Origin of the sequence: Arachnia propionica (genome assembly GCF_037055325.1) — a bacterium.
Taxonomy (GTDB): domain Bacteria; phylum Actinomycetota; class Actinomycetes; order Propionibacteriales; family Propionibacteriaceae; genus Arachnia.
This window is the reverse complement of the sequence record NZ_CP146373.1, coordinates 1,410,332-1,429,778: the sequence shown is the minus strand read 5'-3', so window position 1 is coordinate 1,429,778 and position 19,447 is coordinate 1,410,332. Positions and strand designations below refer to the sequence as shown.

The 19,447-nt window shown below is 62.9% G+C and carries 18 protein-coding genes and 1 tRNA gene; 9 read left to right on the top strand and 10 right to left on the bottom strand.

Translation table 11 applies throughout. The features are described 5' to 3' along the window. Nucleotides 1-2 precede the first annotated feature (2 nt). Nucleotides 3-79 (top strand) — tRNA-Leu (locus tag V7R84_RS06615). Between the two features lie 12 nt (nt 80-91). Here the strand turns inward: V7R84_RS06615 and V7R84_RS06610 are convergent. Further along, nucleotides 92-1,228: a carbohydrate kinase family protein gene (locus V7R84_RS06610; RefSeq protein WP_338573322.1), complete on the bottom strand. Its 1,137-nt coding sequence runs from the start codon at nt 1,226-1,228 to the stop codon at nt 92-94. 167 nt (nt 1,229-1,395) lie between these two features. On the opposite strand from V7R84_RS06610, the gene purL reads away from it, so the two are divergent. After that, the gene (gene purL / locus V7R84_RS06605) at nt 1,396-3,654 is read left to right on the top strand and encodes a phosphoribosylformylglycinamidine synthase subunit PurL (RefSeq protein ID WP_338573321.1); all 2,259 of its coding nucleotides are present in this window, start codon (nt 1,396-1,398) and stop codon (nt 3,652-3,654) included. Between the two features lie 6 nt (nt 3,655-3,660). Here purL and V7R84_RS06600 read toward each other — a convergent pair whose 3' ends face one another. The 4 genes from V7R84_RS06600 to V7R84_RS06585 all read right to left on the bottom strand — a co-directional run bounded on the left by V7R84_RS06600 (nt 3,661) and on the right by V7R84_RS06585 (nt 8,786). After that, complete coding sequence (locus tag V7R84_RS06600; RefSeq protein WP_338573319.1) at nt 3,661-4,563, bottom strand: hypothetical protein; 903 nt, start codon at nt 4,561-4,563, stop codon at nt 3,661-3,663. Nucleotides 4,564-4,652: 89 nt separating this feature from the next. Continuing rightward, nucleotides 4,653-5,345 carry an FMN-binding negative transcriptional regulator gene (locus tag V7R84_RS06595; RefSeq protein ID WP_338573317.1) on the bottom strand — a complete coding sequence of 231 codons (693 nt, stop codon included), beginning with the start codon at nt 5,343-5,345 and terminating at the stop codon, nt 4,653-4,655. Nucleotides 5,346-5,363: 18 nt separating this feature from the next. Next, on the bottom strand, nt 5,364-6,701 hold the full coding sequence (locus V7R84_RS06590) for a hypothetical protein (protein ID WP_338573316.1): 1,338 nt from the start codon (nt 6,699-6,701) through the stop codon (nt 5,364-5,366). A 1,035-nt stretch (nt 6,702-7,736) separates the two neighbouring features. After that, the gene (locus V7R84_RS06585; RefSeq protein WP_338573315.1) at nt 7,737-8,786 is read right to left on the bottom strand and encodes a biotin/lipoate A/B protein ligase family protein; all 1,050 of its coding nucleotides are present in this window, start codon (nt 8,784-8,786) and stop codon (nt 7,737-7,739) included. A gap of 158 nt (nt 8,787-8,944) precedes the next feature. Between V7R84_RS06585 and V7R84_RS06580 the strand changes: the two genes are divergently transcribed. The 4 genes from V7R84_RS06580 (at nt 8,945) to V7R84_RS06565 (ending at nt 11,850) form a co-directional block, all read left to right on the top strand. Further along, on the top strand, nt 8,945-9,580 hold the full coding sequence (locus V7R84_RS06580) for a hypothetical protein (RefSeq protein ID WP_338573313.1): 636 nt from the start codon (nt 8,945-8,947) through the stop codon (nt 9,578-9,580). A 121-nt stretch (nt 9,581-9,701) separates the two neighbouring features. After that, nucleotides 9,702-10,292, top strand: a complete 591-nt coding sequence (locus tag V7R84_RS06575; protein WP_338573311.1) for a DUF3060 domain-containing protein — start codon at nt 9,702-9,704, stop codon at nt 10,290-10,292. After that, nucleotides 10,289-10,984, top strand: a complete 696-nt coding sequence (locus tag V7R84_RS06570) for a response regulator transcription factor (RefSeq protein WP_338573309.1) — start codon at nt 10,289-10,291, stop codon at nt 10,982-10,984. The genes V7R84_RS06575 and V7R84_RS06570 overlap by 4 nt, the downstream gene beginning before the upstream one ends. After that, complete coding sequence (locus V7R84_RS06565) at nt 10,981-11,850, top strand: HAMP domain-containing sensor histidine kinase (RefSeq protein ID WP_338573308.1); 870 nt, start codon at nt 10,981-10,983, stop codon at nt 11,848-11,850. The genes V7R84_RS06570 and V7R84_RS06565 overlap by 4 nt, the downstream gene beginning before the upstream one ends. Nucleotides 11,851-11,969: 119 nt before the next feature. On the opposite strand, the gene V7R84_RS06560 is transcribed toward V7R84_RS06565, so the two are convergent. From V7R84_RS06560 to V7R84_RS06550, 3 genes are all read right to left on the bottom strand, one after another. Then, on the bottom strand, nt 11,970-12,569 hold the full coding sequence (locus V7R84_RS06560) for a class I SAM-dependent methyltransferase (protein ID WP_338573307.1): 600 nt from the start codon (nt 12,567-12,569) through the stop codon (nt 11,970-11,972). 873 nt (nt 12,570-13,442) lie between these two features. After that, nucleotides 13,443-14,360: a trypsin-like serine peptidase gene (locus V7R84_RS06555; RefSeq protein WP_338573306.1), complete on the bottom strand. Its 918-nt coding sequence runs from the start codon at nt 14,358-14,360 to the stop codon at nt 13,443-13,445. 359 nt (nt 14,361-14,719) lie between these two features. Continuing rightward, nucleotides 14,720-15,274 (bottom strand): hypothetical protein, encoded by a 555-nt coding sequence (locus tag V7R84_RS06550; protein WP_338573304.1) that lies wholly within the window; start codon nt 15,272-15,274, stop codon nt 14,720-14,722. A 40-nt stretch (nt 15,275-15,314) separates the two neighbouring features. Between V7R84_RS06550 and V7R84_RS06545 the strand changes: the two genes are divergently transcribed. After that, complete coding sequence (locus tag V7R84_RS06545; protein ID WP_338573847.1) at nt 15,315-15,626, top strand: transposase; 312 nt, start codon at nt 15,315-15,317, stop codon at nt 15,624-15,626. Here the strand turns inward: V7R84_RS06545 and V7R84_RS06540 are convergent. Beyond that, a complete protein-coding gene (locus V7R84_RS06540) occupies nt 15,609-16,226 on the bottom strand; it encodes a hypothetical protein (RefSeq protein WP_338573301.1) in 618 nt (205 codons plus the stop codon). The two genes, V7R84_RS06545 and V7R84_RS06540, sit on opposite strands and share 18 nt — an antisense overlap. Before the next feature lie 308 nt (nt 16,227-16,534). Here V7R84_RS06540 and V7R84_RS06535 point away from each other — a divergent pair, with 308 nt between their 5' ends. Next, nucleotides 16,535-17,698 carry an ISAs1 family transposase gene (locus V7R84_RS06535; protein WP_338571637.1) on the top strand — a complete coding sequence of 388 codons (1,164 nt, stop codon included), beginning with the start codon at nt 16,535-16,537 and terminating at the stop codon, nt 17,696-17,698. 348 nt (nt 17,699-18,046) lie between these two features. On the opposite strand, the gene V7R84_RS06530 is transcribed toward V7R84_RS06535, so the two are convergent. Then, complete coding sequence (locus V7R84_RS06530) at nt 18,047-18,589, bottom strand: TIGR03086 family metal-binding protein (protein WP_338573298.1); 543 nt, start codon at nt 18,587-18,589, stop codon at nt 18,047-18,049. Between the two features lie 34 nt (nt 18,590-18,623). Between V7R84_RS06530 and V7R84_RS06525 the strand changes: the two genes are divergently transcribed. Beyond that, nucleotides 18,624-19,445, top strand: coding sequence for a helix-turn-helix domain-containing protein (locus V7R84_RS06525; RefSeq protein ID WP_338573296.1), 822 nt, complete (start codon nt 18,624-18,626; stop codon nt 19,443-19,445). Nucleotides 19,446-19,447 lie beyond the last annotated feature (2 nt).

Here is a 19,447-nt window from a genome sequence, read left to right as displayed (position 1 = left end):
AGGCCCCCGTAGCCCAATCGGTAGAGGCAAGCGGCTTAAACCCGCTCCAGTATGGGTTCGAGTCCCGTCGGGGGCGCCAGCAGCACCCATGTCACTGTCGTTTGTTGGGCAGGTCCGAGTGGTTGGCGAAGGTTGCTTCGGCCCTCCGGACGCTGTGCACCTGGTGGCGGGGGATGAGGTCATCGAGAAAACCGTAGTCACGGCTTATGTGTGCGGCCCTCAGGTCCCCCGCGGTGGCCCTGCGGCGCAGACAATGCCACCAGTCCGCGATGTCCCCCCACCCGGGGGCGGCCAGGGAACCGCCGAACTGCTGTACCGCCAGAGAAGCCGTCAACGAGGCGAACTTCAGGCGCTGCTCCAGCGGCCAGCCCGCAAGGCAGCCCAGCACCAGCCCCGAGGCGAACACGTCCCCCGCACCCGTCGCGTCGGTGACCGTGGCCGCCACCGCGGGACACCACTCCTCCTCGCCCGTGTCCTGGTCGATGGCGTAGGCTCCGCCGACCCCGTCGGTCACCACGGCGAGGGAAACGCGTTCGGCGAGTTTACGCACCGCCAGATTGGGGGAGTCCGTTCGGGTGTAGGCCATGGCCTCCACCGCATTCGGAGTGAACGCTTTGCAGTACCGCAGCGGCCGCAGATCTGCGGGATCCCAACGACCCGAGGTGTCAAAACCGATGTCGGCGAACAGGATGGTGCCGCGTGATTTCAACTCGTCCCACCAATTGGTTTCGCCGCCGAGATCGACCACCGCGGTGCGCGACGCCGCTGCTGCCAGGATGTGGGAGGACAACGACTCCGGTAGCTCGTGGCCGTGGGTGACCATTGCGCGATCCCCCTCGACGGTGACGGCAACCGTCAAGGAGGTGTGGAAATCGTTGTAGCGGGGTGAGGTGGTCAGGTTGATGTGTTCCTGCTCCAGGAGGGTTTCCCAGATCCAGTCCGCGTAGGCGTCGTCACCGAAACCCGCCACCAGGCCCGTGCGCAACCCCAGCCGGGCCAGCGCCGTCGCCAGGTTTGCGATGCCCCCCGGGCAGGATCCCAGCCCCGTGCTCCATAGTTCCTCGCCTGGTTCGGGAATGCGCGGCAGGCCCGCGAAGATGATGTCGAAGAAGATGGTGCCCGAGGTGATGACATCGAGCGGCGGGTCGTCGTCGCGGCGGGTGTCGGCCAGCGGGTCGAAGCTCCAGCAGCGTTCGCAGAACTCCTCGGAATGGGTCGGCTGGGTCATGTCCTGGATGGCTCCTTCCGGCGGCTCGGCTTCGAGACGGCGCCCGGCACCACCATAGGGCAGCAGCAGGTGGCAGTCGAGCCACCGATGAACTTCGATCCATCATCATGGATGCCGCGGCTGGGGCATCCCGCGAAATCGAGGTTTCAACCGATAGATTTGATCCCGTGGCAGACACCGTGGCTCATGCATTGGAAACCCCCGACCTGGAGCAGCCGTACGCGGCACTCGGCGTGAAGGACGATGAATACGCGCGCATCCGGGAGATCCTCGGTCGTCGCCCCACCGGCGCCGAGCTGGCGATGTACTCGGTGATGTGGTCGGAGCACTGCTCCTACAAATCCTCCAAGATGCACCTGAAGAAGTTCGGCGAACTCAGCCAGGACACCCCGCGCGGCCCGCTTCTCGCGGGCATCGGTGAGAACGCCGGTGTCGTCGACATCGGGCAGGGGTATGCCGTCACGTTCAAGGCGGAATCCCACAACCATCCGAGCTTTGTCGAGCCCTACCAAGGGGCGGCGACCGGGGTTGGAGGCATCGTCCGCGACATCCTCGCGATGGGGGCCCGGCCCATCGGCGTGATGGATTCGCTGCGTTTCGGGCCGCTCGACGAGGCCGATACCCGCCGTGTCCTGCCCGGTGTCGTCGCGGGAGTCGGTGGCTACGGCAACTGCCTGGGGCTGCCGAACATTGGCGGTGAGGTGCAGTTCCACAGGACCTATCTCGGCAATCCACTCGTCAACGCCCTGTGCGTCGGGGTGCTGCGACACGAGGACCTGCACCGCGCTCGCGCCTCCGGGGTCGGCAACAAGGTCATCCTCTTCGGCGCTGCCACCGGCGGGGACGGCATCGGCGGAGCATCCATCCTGGCCTCCGAGACCTTCGACGAGACCGGCCCCGCGAAACGCCCCAGCGTGCAGGTCGGCGACCCCTTCATGGAGAAGCTGCTCATCGAGTGCACCCTCGAGCTGTTCAAGGCCGGCATCATCGTCGGCATCCAGGATTTCGGGGCCGCGGGAATCTCCTGCGCCACCTCGGAACTGGCCTCCGCAGGCAACAGCGGTATGTCCATCAACCTCGACCTCGTGCCGCTGCGTGACCCGAACCTCGCTCCTGAGGAGATCCTGATGAGCGAGTCGCAGGAACGCATGATGGCGGTGGTGGAACCCAAGAACGTGGAACGTTTCATGGAGATCTGCCGCACATGGGATGTGGAGGCCACCGTCATTGGCGAGGTCACCGACGGCGAACGGCTCATCATTCACTGGCACGGCCACTGCATCGTCGACGTGGATCCCAGCACCGTCGCCCACGAGGGCCCCACCTACCACCGCTCCTACCGCCGCCCGGAATGGCTGGACCAGGTCAACGCCGATGTCGCGGAGAACCTGCCGCGGGACAACTCCCCCGAAGGGGTGCGCTCCGCGTGGATGAAGGTGATGGCGCACAGCAACATCGCCGACAAGTCGTGGATAACCAACCAGTACGACCGGTATGTGCGCGGGAACTCCGTCCTGGCGCAGCCCGAGGACGCCGGGATGTTGCGGATCGACGAGGAAACGGGGCTGGGTATCGCGCTCGCGCTCGACGCAAACTCGCGTTTCACCTATCTCAACCCGTACGTCGGGGCGCAGCAGTCGCTGGCTGAGGCGTACCGGAATGTCGCGGTGACGGGGGCGGAGCCGGTCGCGGTCACCGACTGTCTGAACTTCGGTTCCCCCGAGGACCCGGAGGTGATGTGGAGTTTCGTCGAAGCCATCCTCGGCCTGGTGGATGCCTGCAAGGAACTGGGCATCCCGGTCACGGGCGGTAACGTCTCCTTGTACAACCAGACCGGAGGAACCCCGATCCTTCCCACCCCGACCGTCGGTGTGCTGGGCGTGATCGACGACGTCACGAAGCGCCTGCGCTCGAGGTTCGCGAAGGCCGGTGACGGGATCTGGCTGCTGGGATCGGCACGGGAGGAGCTGTCGGGCTCGATCTGGGCCGACGCCGTCCACGACGGGCACCTGGGTGGTGTTCCGCCGCGCGTGGATCTGCGAGCGGAGGCCAGGCTGGCCAGGGTGATCCGCGACGCGGCTGTGGAGCGACTCATGCGTTCCGCCCATGACATCAGCGAGGGGGGCCTTGCGGTGAGCCTGGTGGAGTCGGCGCTGCAGGGTGGTTTCGGGTTCACCATCACGCTGCCGGGTGAGGAGCCGACGGTGCAGCTGTTCAGCGAGTCGGCAGCCCGGGCACTGGTGACCATGCCCGAGTCATCGGTGGAGCGGGTGGAGTCGTTGTGCCGCGAGAACCGTGTCCCGTTGACGCGGCTCGGTGAGGTCATCGAGCCTCTGGAGGCGAACGTCACCGGTTTGCTGAGTGTTCCGTTGGCGGAATTCCACAGGGTCTGGTCGCGGCCTATCCCGGATGCCATGAGGAGCTGATTCGTTTCACGGGACAGTGGGCCGCCTGCCGATCTCGTGGATCATCGGGATGATGTAGGAGTTGTACGTGGCCACCAGGTCGGGATCGTCCAGCAGGCACCACATCCGCAGACGCTGACACACGGCGAGTCGGGTCGCCACGTGGAGCGCTTCTCGCAGATCAGCCGGCGTTCCCCACAACCTCAGGTAGGCGTCCTCGATGATCCGAGTATCTGCACCGATGCTCGTCGCGTTGAAGAAGACCGTCCGCATCGTGCAGAACGGATGGCTGATGACCGCGTCGCCCCAGTCGGAGATCACCGGACCGGGGAAGGCGTTACCGAGATGGAGGTCGTTGTGGTCGATGGCAAGACCCAGGCCTGGATCCACCGACGACCAGCAACGCACCTGATGCTCCATCGCCTGCAGCGCATCCACGCGGGTTGCGCTATCGATGTGGGCCAGGTGATCTGCGGGCAGGCGAGCGAACCAGGCCAGGACATGGTCGAGATTGATGACGGCGTCCTCAGGCCGGTGCAGTTCCAAGGACAGCGCCGTCAGATCCTCGACGGGTACAGCCTGCTGAATCCGTCCCGCAGCGACAGCCAGTTCCGCAAGGTGTCGGGAATCCTTCGTTATTTCCCCGGCGGCCAATGTCGCCCCCTGATCCTTGGTGACGAACCAACCAGTTCCAGGATGGACCGCTGTCATTGGTACTACATGCTCACCGGCGTGGCGTTCCAGCACCTGCCGCAACGCTGCTTCGCCTCGTAACGCGGGGTGGGCGGCTTTGAACCAGTGGCGACCCGTGTCCGTGGTGACCGTCCAGATCGATCCCCAGCCTCGTTCCCGGACCACCTCGACGTCAAAGCGTTGGGATGTATCGAACAAGCTGCGCAGCCACTGCCGGGCCTTATCGTGCCACGTCATCGCTGTTCCTGTTCGGTGTTCGTATCCGACGGATGCCATCGGTGGTTCTTCCCGTATCGGTTCTGTCGATGACGGGGACGAGGTTTCTCCTACTCGTGGGTTTTCCGCCCGGTAGCGTTGGTGGGCAGAGACCGGCCTGCCCGCAGGTCGTGGATCATTCCGAAACGTTCGGTGGCGTGGGGGAGTGCGACCTGCCTCAGGTATTTCACCAATTCCGTCTCACCCTTGTGCTCCAGGTGGGCCAGCAGGCTGCTGACGTCGTCGGGGTGGCGGTTCTGACTGGCCTTCGCCTTGCCCTGGATCTTCTCCACCACAATGTCAGCCCTGACGATTGCCCGCGCCATTGTGCGCAGCTTCTCCTCGCCGACGGCCTCCAGCACTTCGGGCGGTTCCATTCGCGAGGTGAGTTCACGGGCTGCTTCGAGGGAGGTCTCGGGGTCGGCGGTGATATGGATTCTCCCGGTGATGTGAATGGTGATGTAGTCCCAGGTGGGAACGTTCGGGAGGTCCTTGTTGGTGGCGTACCAGGTCGGGGAGACGTAGGCGTCGTCGATGTCGAGGATCACCAGCGCTGGACCGGTGATGGGCTCGACGGCCTGCGGATTGTTGCGCATCAGGTGTGTCACGAGCACGTATCCGCTTTCGTGTGTCTCTAGGTGGAACGGCACGAAGGTTGCTTGCGGTCCTGATTCGTGGACCGTCACGAGGTTGCCAGCCCGTACCTGGCTGAGCAGCTCGGTCAGGTGGTCGTCGGGAATCTCGAAATGTTTCGCCACGTACACGCCCCGAGCTTAGATCAACTACATGGGATCAGGGGTGCCGATACCCGCGCGGAGCTCCGCAACCTCTCGCCGTAGCCTGAGCAGTTTCAAGCGGCGGTCCATCTGCCGAATGCCGCGACCCGTCCTGCTGTGTTGCTGGTACAACCAGCGGATGGCCACGAGAACCAGATGCCAGCAGATCGTGCACGCGACGATGAACGGCAGGTCGGACAGCCCCGGGAGTCTTACGAAGACCAGGATGGTCAGTCCCAGGGCTATGAAGGTGGCCTGTAGCTCGAATGTCGTGCGCATCAGCCATGCGCCGAGCCTGGCAAGGCGGTTGTTCCCAGGCTTCATGGCCTCGGCCAACACATCCTTTCGCATCAGGGTGAAACTGTAACCCCAGAAGAACCTGATCCACAGGACGGTCGGGACGTAGAACAACACAACCTCCCAGACCGTGGTCACGTTGTGCGCGAGATGCCATGTCAGGGGAATCGGACTCAGACTGGCAAGGAGGGTGGCGACGATGAAATGCCGTGTCAGCAGCTGTTGTCGCGTGTGACGCAGAAGCGCTTCCCGTGAGGCCCTGTTCCGGTTGGTCCTTCTTCTTTTCTCGTCCTGCCCTTTCTCCTTGTGCTGATGGTCACGGTCTTTTCCCAGTTTCCTGATGCGGGTCTCGGTTGCCTCCGCATTCTTCCGGGTGAGGGCCGCCTCCTGCTGAGTGGAGCGTGCCAGGCGCATCCGTTCGTTTTCCAGCGAACGGCTCCGGATCGCAATCATGAATCCACAGGTGAACACCCCGCCGATGGGTAGGGGAAGCAAGAGCGGGGCGCGTTCCGTGAGCCAGGGAATTGCCAGGGTGATCGCCACCCCAGCCAGACCTGCCAGCATCAGGACGATCCCCTCTCGCATCTGCTGGAGGGCGACCTGCTCGTTCGTCACGTGGTCGTCCCGGTCTGGGCTGTGGCTGCCCTGAATCGAGAAGGCGATGTAGAGGGGGGTCAGGAGGGCGAGCAGCACTGGAAGCATGATCGCCAGCAGCTGGGCGAATTCATCGGTCGCGAGCTGTTTCCACGTGCGGGTGATCTGTTCCAGCAGGGCAGCAGAATTCGGCAGGCCCCCGAAAACGGTGAACTGCTGGACCGAGGAGGTGACGATGACCAGCATCGTTGTCAGAACGAGAATCCCGAGACTGGACAGGAAGGTAAGTCCCCAGTGGCCTCGGGAGATGCTGCGAATCTGTGAATAGGTGTTGGCGTTGACCGTGTGGTCATCCTCTCCGGCGGGTTCCGGCTCGTGTCTCGAGGATTCTGGATCCGGGGTGGGAAGCGAGTCCGCTGGTGGTTCCCCGAGGATGGGGGCTGGTCCGGTCACGGGATGGACAGGTCGTTCAGGTGAGCCACCAGGTAGTGGCGTGGTGATCGGTTCAGATGTCCCTGATGGTGTTTCCCTGGGGGGAGAAGGTTCTACGGCCTGCTGTGCTGTGTGCAATACCTCATCGTCCTGTGACGGGGCTGATGTCTCGCGTGGCTGAAGCCTTCCGACGTGCGTGTTGTGAGGAGCGGATGTGGTTGCCCCCGCGAGATCACCCGGTCGGGTCCCCGCGGGTTCCCCGGGGCTGGGGGCCAGCGGTGGTTCGGTGGGACTTTCATGTGGGTCCGGGCCCTCCACCGGATGTGTCACCGAGATGGCCGGCCCGTGCTCCCGGGAAGGCCGCACCGCCTTGTCCGGGGAGTGGAGAAATGACGATGAGACGTAGGCCGGGGTCGCATCGGTCAACGTCCCACGCCGCGGTTCTTCCTCGTCATCGTCGTCAGCCCGATGCGCCGGTGGGGATGCCGGGATCGCTGTGCGCTCGCCGGCGGAGCTCAGAGGTATCCGGTCAGTGGGCCTTATCGGGTCAGCCAGAGAACCGGGCGATTCGGAACGTGAGGCACCCGAACTGGTATCGGGGCGTTTCGGGATGGTGGAGAGGGATCTTTGGGGAGCTGTCGCCCCGGTCAGCTCCGGCCACAGAGCCGGCGGCGGTGCGAAGGGGGACGGTACGGGTGGGAAGGCGCTTTTCCGGGACTCCGGCCAAGCGCTTTTGAGTGATGCCCTGTCCCGGGGAGCGGGTAGCAGGGCCTCCTGTTCCTGCGACGACTTTCGTGGCACGACGGGCTGTGAGGCCTCCCCGAGTACCTCCCGCTTGGGTGACGGAGCCGGGGCCGGATCCTGGTTGTTCGTATTCCCATTTCGTGTTGTGACCATGTCCGCTCCGGTCTCCTGAACTGACGGCACGATTGGACATCGTTCACAACACTTTACGTTCTGGTTGCGCTGAGACCAGACTCACCGGCCACAAGGGGTGTCGTGAAGCGATACTGGGTGTCCCTGGAAGTCCACGGTCCTGCCGAAACCCCCACCGGGTCAGGGAACGCGATGGGTCCACTCCGGGGTGGCGAATTTCTTCTCCACCAGCTCAGCGGCAGCCGTGAGCTCGCCGTCGGTGTAGTCGCGACGACGGGTGGAGTAGCGCGACTCGAAGTGCTTCAGGAAGGAGTCGATGATCTGGCCACGGGGCAGGCGGGTCTGCGAACGCAGCGGGTCGACGCGCTTGTTTGCTGATTTCGTCCCCTTGTCCGAGAGCTTCTCCCGTCCGATCCGCAGTACCTGCAGCATCTTGTCGGCGTCGATGTCATAGGCCATCGTCACGTGGTGCAGCACCACACCGCTGGTCAGCCGGCGCTGCGCCGCACCCGCGATCTTGCCCTTGTCCGAGGCGATGTCGTTCAACGGCACGTAACGAGCCTTCACCCCCAGCTCTGCAAGGGCTCCCATCACCCACTGGTCGAGGAACTCGTAACTGCGTTCGAAGCTCATGCCCTCCACCAGGGAGCCTGGTACCAGCAGCGAGTAGGTGACGCAGTTCCCCGGCTCCATGAACATCGCGCCACCACCTGTGATGCGCCGCACCACATTGATGCCGTGGCGTTCACGTCCCTCCTCGTCGATCTCGTTGCGGTAGCTCTGGAAGGAACCGATCACCACCAGGGGCTGGTCCCAGTCCCAGATCCGAAGCGACGGCCCGATCTCGCCGCGGGCCATGCGCGCCGCCAGCACCTCGTCGAGGGCGACGTGCAGGCGCGGATCGAGGGTGACCGGACCGATGACGTCGAAGGTGTGGTCGTCCCAGTTCGTGGCATGCCCCAGCGCACGGCGCACTGCGATGCCCACGGCCTCCGGGGTGAAACCGAGCAGTCGCGCGTCCTTCGGCAGGCAGGAGTTGATGGCTGTGGCCAGGTCGGCGACCGAAGAGTTGTGGGGCAGGCCGGTCAGTGCTCGGACAATGTCGTCGAGGGCTTCGTCGGGTTCCAGGAAGAAATCCCCGGAGACCACCACCTGTGACAGTTTTCCGTCGACCACCTCGAGGTCAACCGCCACCAGTTTTCCATCCGGGACCTTGTACTCGCCATGCATGTAGGGGAGCCTACGGGAGATCGGTGGGTGCGTGAGGTCATCGCGTCCGCAAGCCGGTGCAGCGTTTGTCGCAATCCTGCGACGAACGTGCCGTGCGAGGTCCGAAACCGACAAGCTTGAGTCATCAAGCGAGAAACACGTTCCTCCAAGGAGTAGCCATGAAGACCATCCTCACCCGCACCGCCATCGCCGCCCTGGCCGTCGCTAGCTTCGGGTTTGCCGCCTGCACCGCGGGTGTGGAGGCCACACCGCAGGATGCTTCCGGCAACGCCGGCAGCTCCCAGCAGGCTCCGGCGCAGACGAACTCCCCGGCCACCCAGCAGACGGAGAGCAAGAGCACATCTTCCGAGGAGACCAAGACCGGTTCCGGTGGGATTTCTGCTCCTGGTGTCACGGTCGGTCCCGGCGGGGTTTCTGCTCCTGGTGTCACCGCCGGTCCCGGAGGGGCCGCCGCCAGTGCCGGAAGCATCCGCTCCGCCGACTGCGACAAGGATTCGGTGGTGCAGGAAACCGGCGCCGTGCTCCGCTTTTCCGGACACTGCGATTCCATCGTCATCAAAAGTGCAGGGGCGGTTGTCGAGTACGACTGGGTGGACACGCTGATCATCGAGGGGACAGGGGTGGCCGTCAAAGGTGGTGACATCACGTCTCTCAGGATCACCGGAGACGGGGCGGGCGTCGTCTCCAGCGGTGACGTCGATGAGGTGACCATTTCTGGCACTGGCAATGCCGTCACGGTCTCCGGAACTGTCGGGAAGGTCAGCGATACCGGCACCGGGAACGCCGTCAACTGACCTTCCGGGCACACTACTCATCCGTGACCGGTCACGGTTTTGGATGGGTGGGCGTTCTCGCACTATCTTTCACCCGACACAATGCGCTTGCTCCTTAAACCAGTCACACCCTGGAGACATCATGAAGACCACCCTGATCCGCATCACCATCGCCACGGCCGCCATCACGGTTCTGGGTCTGAGCGCCTGCTCCGCCGGTGCCGAGACCAAACCTGCCGGGAACACCCAGGCAGTTTCGACCAGCCAAGCCGGCGCAACCAACACCCCATCCGCCGGTAACGTGGCCACCACCAGCAACGGAAACGACACGAATGCCACCGCGAGCGCCGGCGGCTCTGACAACAAGAGCAGCACCGGTGACAACAACGACGGCAAGAACAAGGGCGACAGCGACGACAAGCCCTGCGTCGGGGACCCGAACGTCTCCACCAGCAACGGTGTGGTGACCCTCAGTGGACACTGCGACACCATCAAGATCACCGGCAGCGGCAACCAGGTCACCTTCGAGTCCGCTGACAAGGTGATCCTTTCCGGCGGCAGCAACTCCGTCACCGGTCAGGAACTCGACGACGTGGAGATCACCTCCAGCGGCAACAGCCTCAATGTCACTGATGACCTCGACGAGGTCACGGTCAGCGGCAGCGGCAACACTATCGCATCCCAGGGCATCGCGAAGAAGAACGACACGGGTAGCGACAACAGCCTTTCGTGAGCTCGGTCCTGGTCGTTGATGACGACCTCATGATCCGCGACCACCTAGCCCGCACCCTGGAGCGGGCGGGGTTTGTCGCGTTCACCGCAGCCGATGGCGTGGCGGCCCTCGAAGTGGTCGAGAAACAGCATCCCGATCTGATCGTCCTGGACGTGTTGATGCCGCGTGCCGATGGGCGGGAGGTGCTGGCCAGGCTGCGCAGGGGAGGGGACTGGACTCCCGTGATCCTGTTGACCGGTGTCGGACAGTCCGGAACCCGGGCCGACGCCCTCGAGAAGGGGGCCGATGACTACCTCAACAAACCCTTTGATCCCGCCGAGCTGGTAGCTCGGATCCGGGCGGTCCTACGACGGGGCCAGCTGGGTCGGACTCTCACCCACGCCTCGCGCATCCGGGGCGGCGGGTTGGAACTCGACCGCTTGGCCAAAACGGTCACCGCGCGGGGGCAGACGGTGCAGTTGACCCCGAAAGCCCTTGCCTTGCTGGAATACCTCATGGTCCACCACGGAGAGACCTTCAGCCGCGATCATCTCCTGGAACAGGTCTGGGGGGTGGAATTCGCTATCACCACTCGCGCCGTCGATCATCGGGTTGCCGAGCTTCGCAAGGTACTGGGGGCGCGGGGGCTCGAGGTCATCGACACCGTCCAAGGTGTCGGGTATCGCTTTCATCCCGAGGTGCGCGTCGCGTGAGAAAACCAGTGTGGCCCTGGGTGATCGCCGTGATGGGGGTGCTTCTGGCTGTCGGGATGCGGGTCGCAGGAGCGACCCAGATGTTCAAGGTGGGTGTTGAACTGTGGGCACTGCCGCTGCTCGCGGGAGCGGTTGTGCTGATCGTGGTGCTGGTGCTGAGATGGCACCGTTCTAGGAACACCAGAGCTGTCAAGGAGGCCGTGGAGGGCATCAGAGCGGAGGCGCGGGAGGCTCATCGCACCTTTGTGGGACGCCTTGACCACGAACTGAAGAACCCCCTGATGGCCCTGCGTGTGGGGCTCGGCGAGGTGCGGGATCCGGCACTTACGGAGTCGATGCGCGTGCAGATCGATCGGTTGGCCTCGCTGGTTGCCGAGCTTCGCAAGATCAGTGAGATCGACTCCTATCCGGTGGCCGACGAGCCGGTGGACGTGGCGGAGGTGGTCGCCGAGGTGATCGAGACCGTGGTGCCCGGTGACCGCGAGGTAGTGGTGGCCTTTCCGCGGGCCCCACGTCCCCTGCCGCCGGTACGCGGTGACCGTGACCTGGTGTTCCTGGCCATCTACAACGTGGTGAGTAACGCTGTGAAGTACTCTTCGCCAGGGGCGATGCTGGAGGTGCGCGGTTTGGAGGAACGCGGGCGCGTGGTGGTGGACGTCTCTGACACGGGACGCGGCATCCCGGCCTCCGAGGTGGACCAAGTCTGGGGCGAGTTGGCGCGCTCCACAGAGGTCCGGCACATTCCCGGCAACGGTTTGGGGCTGCCGATGGTGGCGGCTGTGCTGCGTAGGCTCGGCGGCTCCTGCGAACTGAGCTCCATCCAGGGCCGGGGAACCACGGTCAGAATGCGGTTGCCGTTGTTGTAGATTTCTGGGCCCGAAGAAATCTATCGATCTCGGGTGATCGGGATCCTCCCCGACGTTGCTGAACAGTGGAGAGGATCCCGCGTCGCCGCCGTGGATGTGCTTGTGTCTTGTTCAAGGGATCACCGTAGGCTGGAGTCAGGGAATCCACGAGCAGGGAGGAATAGCTCACGGGAAACCTTCTCTGCTGCTGGTGCGGATTGCCGGGGAAATTTCTCGACCAGGTACGCGACCCAGCCTGCTCTTCTCACCGTCTGTGTCAGGTTCAGGTCCAGGGCAATCAACCAGGAGCGCAGATCGTCATCCTGCTCCAAACGAGGCAGAAAGTAGGAGATCTTTTTCTGCTCGCAGGCGATGATCAACAGCCCATCATCGGCCATGAGACGCCTCAACTCGCGCAGAGAATTCTCCAGGTAGGGCCAGTGGAAGTGGGTCTGGAAAGCGCATACCAAGTCGAAGGACTCTCCTGGATAGCCCGTGTCCTCGACGTCTTTCACATCGAAGAAGACGTTGGCGGTTCTGTTTCTCCCAGCTTCTGCGATGGCTTTTTCTGAGATGTCGATCCCGATGATTCTGCTCCTGGGGAACCGGCTGTGGAGCAGCGCCGTTGATGCGCCGTTGCCGACACCGGTGTCCAAGATGTTCTCGAAGGACCGACGTGGCAGCTGAGAAAGCGACCACTCGACCATGGGTAGATGGGCCATGTTCCAGAGCCTCATCATCCATACACCAATCCGCCCCCTGGGGTGTTTAGATTGCGCTGCTAGATGCTTCAAGAGCAGCCGGCAGAGGATCAGAATGGCCACGATTGTGGACATGACGACCATCAAGGCACCTCGCCTTCAGCTGTTCTTGCTCACATGAGGTGGGATGTCACCCTGACCGGGAGCAGTGGTCACGTCCGGATCACAGTTTCGTGCCGAGTACCTGCTTGTGGGACATGGGTGTGGTTTCTGGGACCACGCTTCTAGGAGTTGTGGGTTTGAAGGCCGAAGTGAACTAGCGAAATTCCGGCTTCCTGGGTAGAACCCCCGCCGTGCATCCCACCTTGTCAAGCGCCATTGCGACGATATCATCAACCCCCACTGTCTTTCTGCTGGAAATCGCAAGACTTCACAGACTTCATCTTTGCCATTCTTTCAGGGCATCCGGTCATAGCGACCGGTGAAGTCGGTTTATTGTATTAGGTCTTTCAGATTGTCCGCAAAATAAGTGCGTGTTGAGCCTGCCGAGCTCCGGGGTCAGTGATTTCCCTGCAAGGGTCTCTGATCCCTTTTCTTCCGGGGCTGTGGTGCATCCGTGTCAAAGAAACGGTGGGGCCTCGAGACCCGGAGAACATCACCGTCGCAGTTCTGTGTCTTTCCTGCCTCTCGCCTTCCTGGTCGGGTCACGGTGCTTCTCCAGGGCGGTGCTCAGCTGGGTCATCGACTCGTTTAACGCGATGGTGCCGAGAGGGTCGCTCGGTCAGGATGTCGGGGAGGAAAGCGGAGGTCCTCCGGGGACTTTTGTAGCGCGTTCTCCCCCTCCCGTGTGAAGGCCACGATGCTGCCCCACCGGTTGATGCGGCGGTCCTGGTGGGCCTGCTTCGGCTGGGGCTATTCCGCGCTGGCCCGGGATCTCAGGTCGAGGAATAGTTCGAAGAGTCCTTTGGTGATTCTCGTCCCAGCGTTGTACTGGCTGGGGCATTCGCGGCTGGTGAACCGTCCTGGGCCTTTCCCGTAGGCGTGAATTCCTATCACGAGGGCCTCGTCGGGCATGTAGAGGGGGGATCCGCTCTGGGCGGAATGGGTGGACATCGAGTAGCAGAGCTGGTTGCCCCGGCTCACCGCCACCGTTCCGCTCATGCCCCAGAGTTCTCCCGGGTTCTTGTCATCTGGATATCCACGTAGTTCGGTCTTGACGTCCTTGTACTCTCCGGGACGCCAGGTAAAACCGAACCAGCCACTGCGCTCTCCAAGCTGTTTGTCGAGCTTGACCACTCCCCAGTCGAGCAGAGGGCTTCCTTTCTTCACCCAGGATGTGTCGGTCCAGGTCTGTGCTGCCTTCGCAGTCTCGAACGGGCGTTCTGAGCCGTTCGCTCCAGGGCTGAACTCCAGTCCTGAGAGCCACTCCTCGCGTTCGAAGCTGTACACGCAATGCCCAGCAGTGACCAGTGTGTCCGCCGAGATCATCCATCCCGTGCAGTGGGTCTTCCCATCTTTGGTGATGTAGACGATGGCCGAGTTCGGATAGGAGGTGGTGTCGGTGAGCTGCATCCGACCGTCCCCTGTGATGACGCTGCTTGGTGCGGATTCTGCTGAATCTGACTCGTGTCCGGCAACGGAGTCCTCGGAATCCGCCGAGCTGGCGGCCTCGGAATTGTTGGGGTGCCATGACAGGGGATTTCCGGAGGAATCGATACCGACTGGCGACACATCCGTGGTTTCCAGATCTGTGTCGTCATCCGCTGTGGCGGGAAGCGCCAGGGACGACGTGGCCAGTAGGGCCGTGGTCACCACAAGTGTCCTAGCCACCAAAGTAATTGAATTTCGGAATTTTTTCACGTTGAACAACCTCGCGTCGGAATACGAACAGCGGTCTTAAGTTTTGACGCTAAGCCTTGACGAATGTTAAGTCAAGAAAGACTCTCCGGAGAAGAAGTCTGTGGTGCCTTTGGCGAGCGGATTCAGGCCGGTGGCTGGGGCGAATTGTCGACTGCGCAACGGTCTTCTGGAATTGCGACGTGGTCGAAGCGCGATCGAGAAAGACCTGCCTGATGACATGGGGAGAGCCGGAACGCCGGTAGTGGAAAACGCAGCGCCGGATACGGGAAAACTCCGCATCCGGCGCATCGGTTTGCTGTTGTGCTCGTTGGGTGGTTGTGCGGATCTGGTCAGCGGCGGCGACCTGTCAGGGCCAGGATGCGGGTTTGGCGGTCAGCGGTGCCGGGGACCTCGACGGGAGGTTTGCAGATTCCCTCCTGGTACAGGACCTCACCCCACGACCGGATGCAGGTCTCCAGGAGATCCAGCTCTGCGGATGTGAGTGTGAGGTCGTTTCTGGTCGCCTGGTGGATGTCCCAGGCGTGGATGATCAGGTCGAAGCAGTAGAAGCTCAGTAGCGTGTCGGCCAGGGTGGTCGGTCCGAAGAAGGAGTCGTGGGTGGCTAGGAGTGTTTCCTCGTCGTTTGTCGCCGATCTCAGGGCGGCTGTGTGTGCGGCCCAGGCTTCCTGTGGTGTTCCGTTTGGGTGAGGTCCCAGGTCCAGGCGTTGGATCGCATCCAGAAGGTGTGTGTGATGGAACCTGGTCACAACGAGCCAGGCAGCCACGACTACGTCCGCCATGGTGCCACCACTTTGTTCGCTGCCCTGGAGATCGTCACTGGGAAGGTGACCGGGCTCTGCAAGGACCGGCACCGCCACCAAGAGTTCCTCGGTTTCCTCACGCATGTGGCTCGTGCCTGCCCGGGAGCTGGAACTACACCTGGTGATGGACAACTACGCCGCGTACAAGCGAGTCGAGGTCCGCAACTGGCTTAGAGTAAACCCGTGTATCAAGGTCCACTTCACCCCGACGTCGGGGTCATGGTTGAACCTGGTTGAGGTTTGGTTCGGCATCATCGAGCGTCAGGCCATCCGAGGCGGTACTTTCGTTTCAGTCCGCGAGTTGATCGGCAAGATCTGCGAATTCATTAGCAGCTGGAACAACCGAAAACACTCGTTTGTCTGGACCAAAATCCCAGACGAAATCCTCGCCAAAATCGACCGCAAACGTAAACTCACCTCAACGCCAGGTCACTAGGTCCGGGGGTTGCCAATCAATGGTCCCGCGGATCATGCTGCTGAGTTTGATCGGATAACTGTCGAGCTCGGCGGCCAGTAGGGAATCTCTCAGTATCGTTGTGCAGCCGATATACACCGAGTCGTGGTAGATCGGACATGCCGCGACAAAGCTGCGGTCGTGGGGCAGGATCATCAGCGGGCATTGCTGCACTAGTACAGGGAGATCGCGGGTAAGCCATGACAGTGGCTCGTGGATCAAAATAACATCCCGCGGGATGCCTGGAAGATCGCCTATGCTGTCCGGGGCCAACGACAGGTGACGCACGAGAGGCGGCACCCAAGCGGGCACGTCCAAGGGTGCGCTCGTCATGGTACTGTTCTCCCCGTGACCCTTCCAGAGGGCGAAGTAGCATTCACCGTCCCGTCCCTGCGCAAGAGCATCAACGAGCATCGCTGCTGTCTGGTCGGACAAGTCCCCGTATGGAGCATCCATCAACTTCGGGGCTCTGTCGCAGATTTGTTCCCAATACACCTCCCCGTCAATCTCTACGGAATCGACGACGTCCTTCCAGAAATGCCACTGCCCCGCGGCGCCACGGACTGGGAGCAGGACTCGCACTGCGCACTCATGTCCCTCGCCCACCAGATCACTTACCCGCACAATCGCACCTCCTCATACCCTGAAACCATAGGTCACAATGTCATATGGATACTCCGCATCCAGCGAATCGATATGGTAATAGACCTCCACCGTCACAAACATGGAGGCTTATTCACAGGTGGGGCGTCGGTCAGGGGGTCGGCAAAGTGGGTGGGTGAGGGCGGCTGAGCGTTGACAGGGGTGGCGTGTCGTTGAGGTGGGGCGCGGGCCCCGTAGGGACGATGAGTGGTGTCTAGTCATCCCTTTCGTCCTGGGAGCCCGCGCTGATGTCATCTTCCACCACGACCGTTCTGTCACGCCAGCCCCTGGTCGAGGTTCTTAAGAACGTGGACGACCCGCGTGATCGGCGGGGAGTACGCCACAGCCTGTTCACGGTGCTGTCACTGGCCGTGACCGGAGTGATGGCCGGGTGTCGCAGCCTGACGGCGATATGGGAGCACACCACCGATCTGACCGCCACCGACCTGGAGGCCCTGGGCCTGGAGGCGGGCCAGGCCCTGCCGTCGGAGTCCACCATCCGCAGGGTGCTCCAGGACCTGGACCCCGCAGACCTCAACACCCATTTGAGGTCCTGGTTCTGTACACGTACCGGCACCGTCGCCGGTCGAAGGGTGATCGCGGTGGACGGCAAGACCATGCGTGGGGCCCGTACCAGCAAGGACCCGGCGCCTCATCTCCTCTCAGCCCTGGATCACGCCACCGGCACGGTCCTGACCCAGGCGCGGGTGGCGGACAAGACCAACGAGATCCCGGCGCTCAGGGAGCTTCTCGAACCGTTGGACCTGGACGGGGCGGTGGTCACCGCCGACGCCATGCACACCCAGGTAGACACCGCTCACTGGATCCACGATCAGGGTGGTCACTATCTTCTCACTGTCAAGAACAACCAGCCCGGTGTACGTAGGACGCTCAAGAAGCTGCCCTGGAAGAACGTTCCGTCAATCTCAAGCGTTGACACTTCGCGTGGGCGGCGGGTGCGGCGTACCGTCAAAGCGGTCGAGGCTCCCGCCTGGGTGGACTTCCCCGGGGCGGCTCAGGTGATCCAGGTCCGGCGCACCCGAACCACCAAGAATCGCAGGAACACAGGCAAGAACAGCAGCGGTAGCGCCAAGACGACGACTGTGGAGGTGGTCTACCTGGTCTGCTCTCTACCCATGACTGATGCCCAGCCCGAGACCGTCACCGCCTGGATCCAAGGGCACTGGGGAATCGAGAACCGGCTCCACTGGGTCAGAGACATGGTCTTCGACGAGGACCACCACCAGCTGCGCACCGCTAACGGCCCCGAGATCATGGCCGCCCTGCGCAACCTGGCCATCAGCCTCATCCGACTGGCCTACGGCGTCCAAGCCGCCATCGCCTCAACCACCAGGTCCCTATCACGACAACCAAAACGCGCCATCAAGCTACTCACCCAAACAACCACCTAAACCGACTTTGCCGACCCCCTGGGGCGTCGGTCAGCGCAATCCTCTGACGAGGGGGTGTGGCCAAGGTCTCGAGGGACAGTAGCCGGTTGAACCGGCCTGCTCACTCCGCGAGCCGGCCGCCTCGAAACCCCCGGTGGTCGTGTCCAGGGAATTGCGGCGGGCTCTGGTGGTTTCGAGGTGGACTGCTCCTTCGTCGCGGTCCGGCTCAACCAGTTTCGGAGAGACTGTGTACAAGCCTCCAAATTTCGTGAGAACCACCCCGCCTGCTGGGGTCAGCGAATGCGATTCAATCTGTTTCCCGATGTGATCTTCCAAGTTCACGACTCGGCGCCTCGGGCGGAGTACGCGTCAGCGGCGGCGACCTGTCAGGGCCAGGATGCGGGTTTGGCGGTCTGCGTCGTCTGGAACCTCGACGGGAGGTTTGCAGATTCCCTCCTGGTACAGGACTTCACCCCATGACCGGATGTAGGTTTCCAGGAGATCCAGCTCTGCGGATGTGAGATTGAGGTCGTTTCCGGTCGCCTGGTGGATGTCCCAGGCGTGGATGATCAGGTCGAAGCAGTAGAAGCTCAGCAGCGTGTCGGCCAGGGTGGTCGGTCCGAAGAAAGAGTCGTAGGTGGCCAGGAGCGTTTCCTCGTCGTTCACCGCCGACCTCACGGCGGCTGCGTGCGCGGCCCAGGCTTCCTGTGGTGCTCCGTCTGGGCGAGGTCCCAGGTCCAGACCTCGTTTGCTGAAGATGTCGCGTTGGGTGCCGATGACGTGGTCGAGGACATCTTTCGCGGTCCATCCCTCACAGGGACTTGGGTTCTCCCAATGGTCGGTGTGGAGGTTCGCGATTCGTTGAGTGAAGGTGTCGACGTGGCCGAGGAACTGCGTGATCCGGGTATCCATGAACGCTAGTGTGCTCGTGGGGAGGGAGGAAGTATTGAACGAATACGACACGTTCTTCCTGGAACGGGCCCATCTCGCCGACGACCATGGTTTCAGCCCCCCGGTGTATCGCTTCGCGCCCCGGGCTGGCCTGGCGGACGTGGTGCGACGTTTCTGGGTGCCGGTGTGGGATCTCGCTCCCGGACGAGAGTCGATCCAACGGGTCCTGCAATACCCGGTCTGTCTCATCACGGTCGCCGCCGATCACGCCAGCCTGGTCGGCCCCACCAGCGGACTTGCCACCAAGAGACTCACCGGTCGTGGCTGGACTGTCGGAGCGATGCTGCAACCTGCTGCGGGACGTCAGCTGCTCGGGGCGGACGTCTCGACCCTGGTCGATGGGCAGATCGCGCTTCAGGACTCCACCCTGACGGAGGTTCCTCGACTGGTTGCTGACATCCGGGCCAGCATGACCAACCCCGATGATCCAGCAGCCAGAGAATCCGCCGTCGCGGTGATGGAGACCGCTTTGCGGAGGTTGACCCCGGTGGATCCTGAGGGCCTTGCGGTGAACACCATCGTCCGCACCGTCGAGAACGACCCCACCATCCAACGGGTCTCCCAGATCTGTGAACGGTTTGGCATGAACGAACGCGCGCTGCAACGCCTAGCGGTGAGAAGAATCGGGCTGGCACCGAAATGGCTGATCCGCCGCAGACGACTTCACGAGGCCTCCTGGCAGCTGTTGGGGGATGCGGCCCTGGCCGATCTGGCCGCATCCCTCGGGTACTCCGATCAGGCCCATTTCCAACGCGACTTCCGATCGGCCACCGGAATCACGCCGGCCACATACGCCAGGCAACGAGGAGCCGAATGACC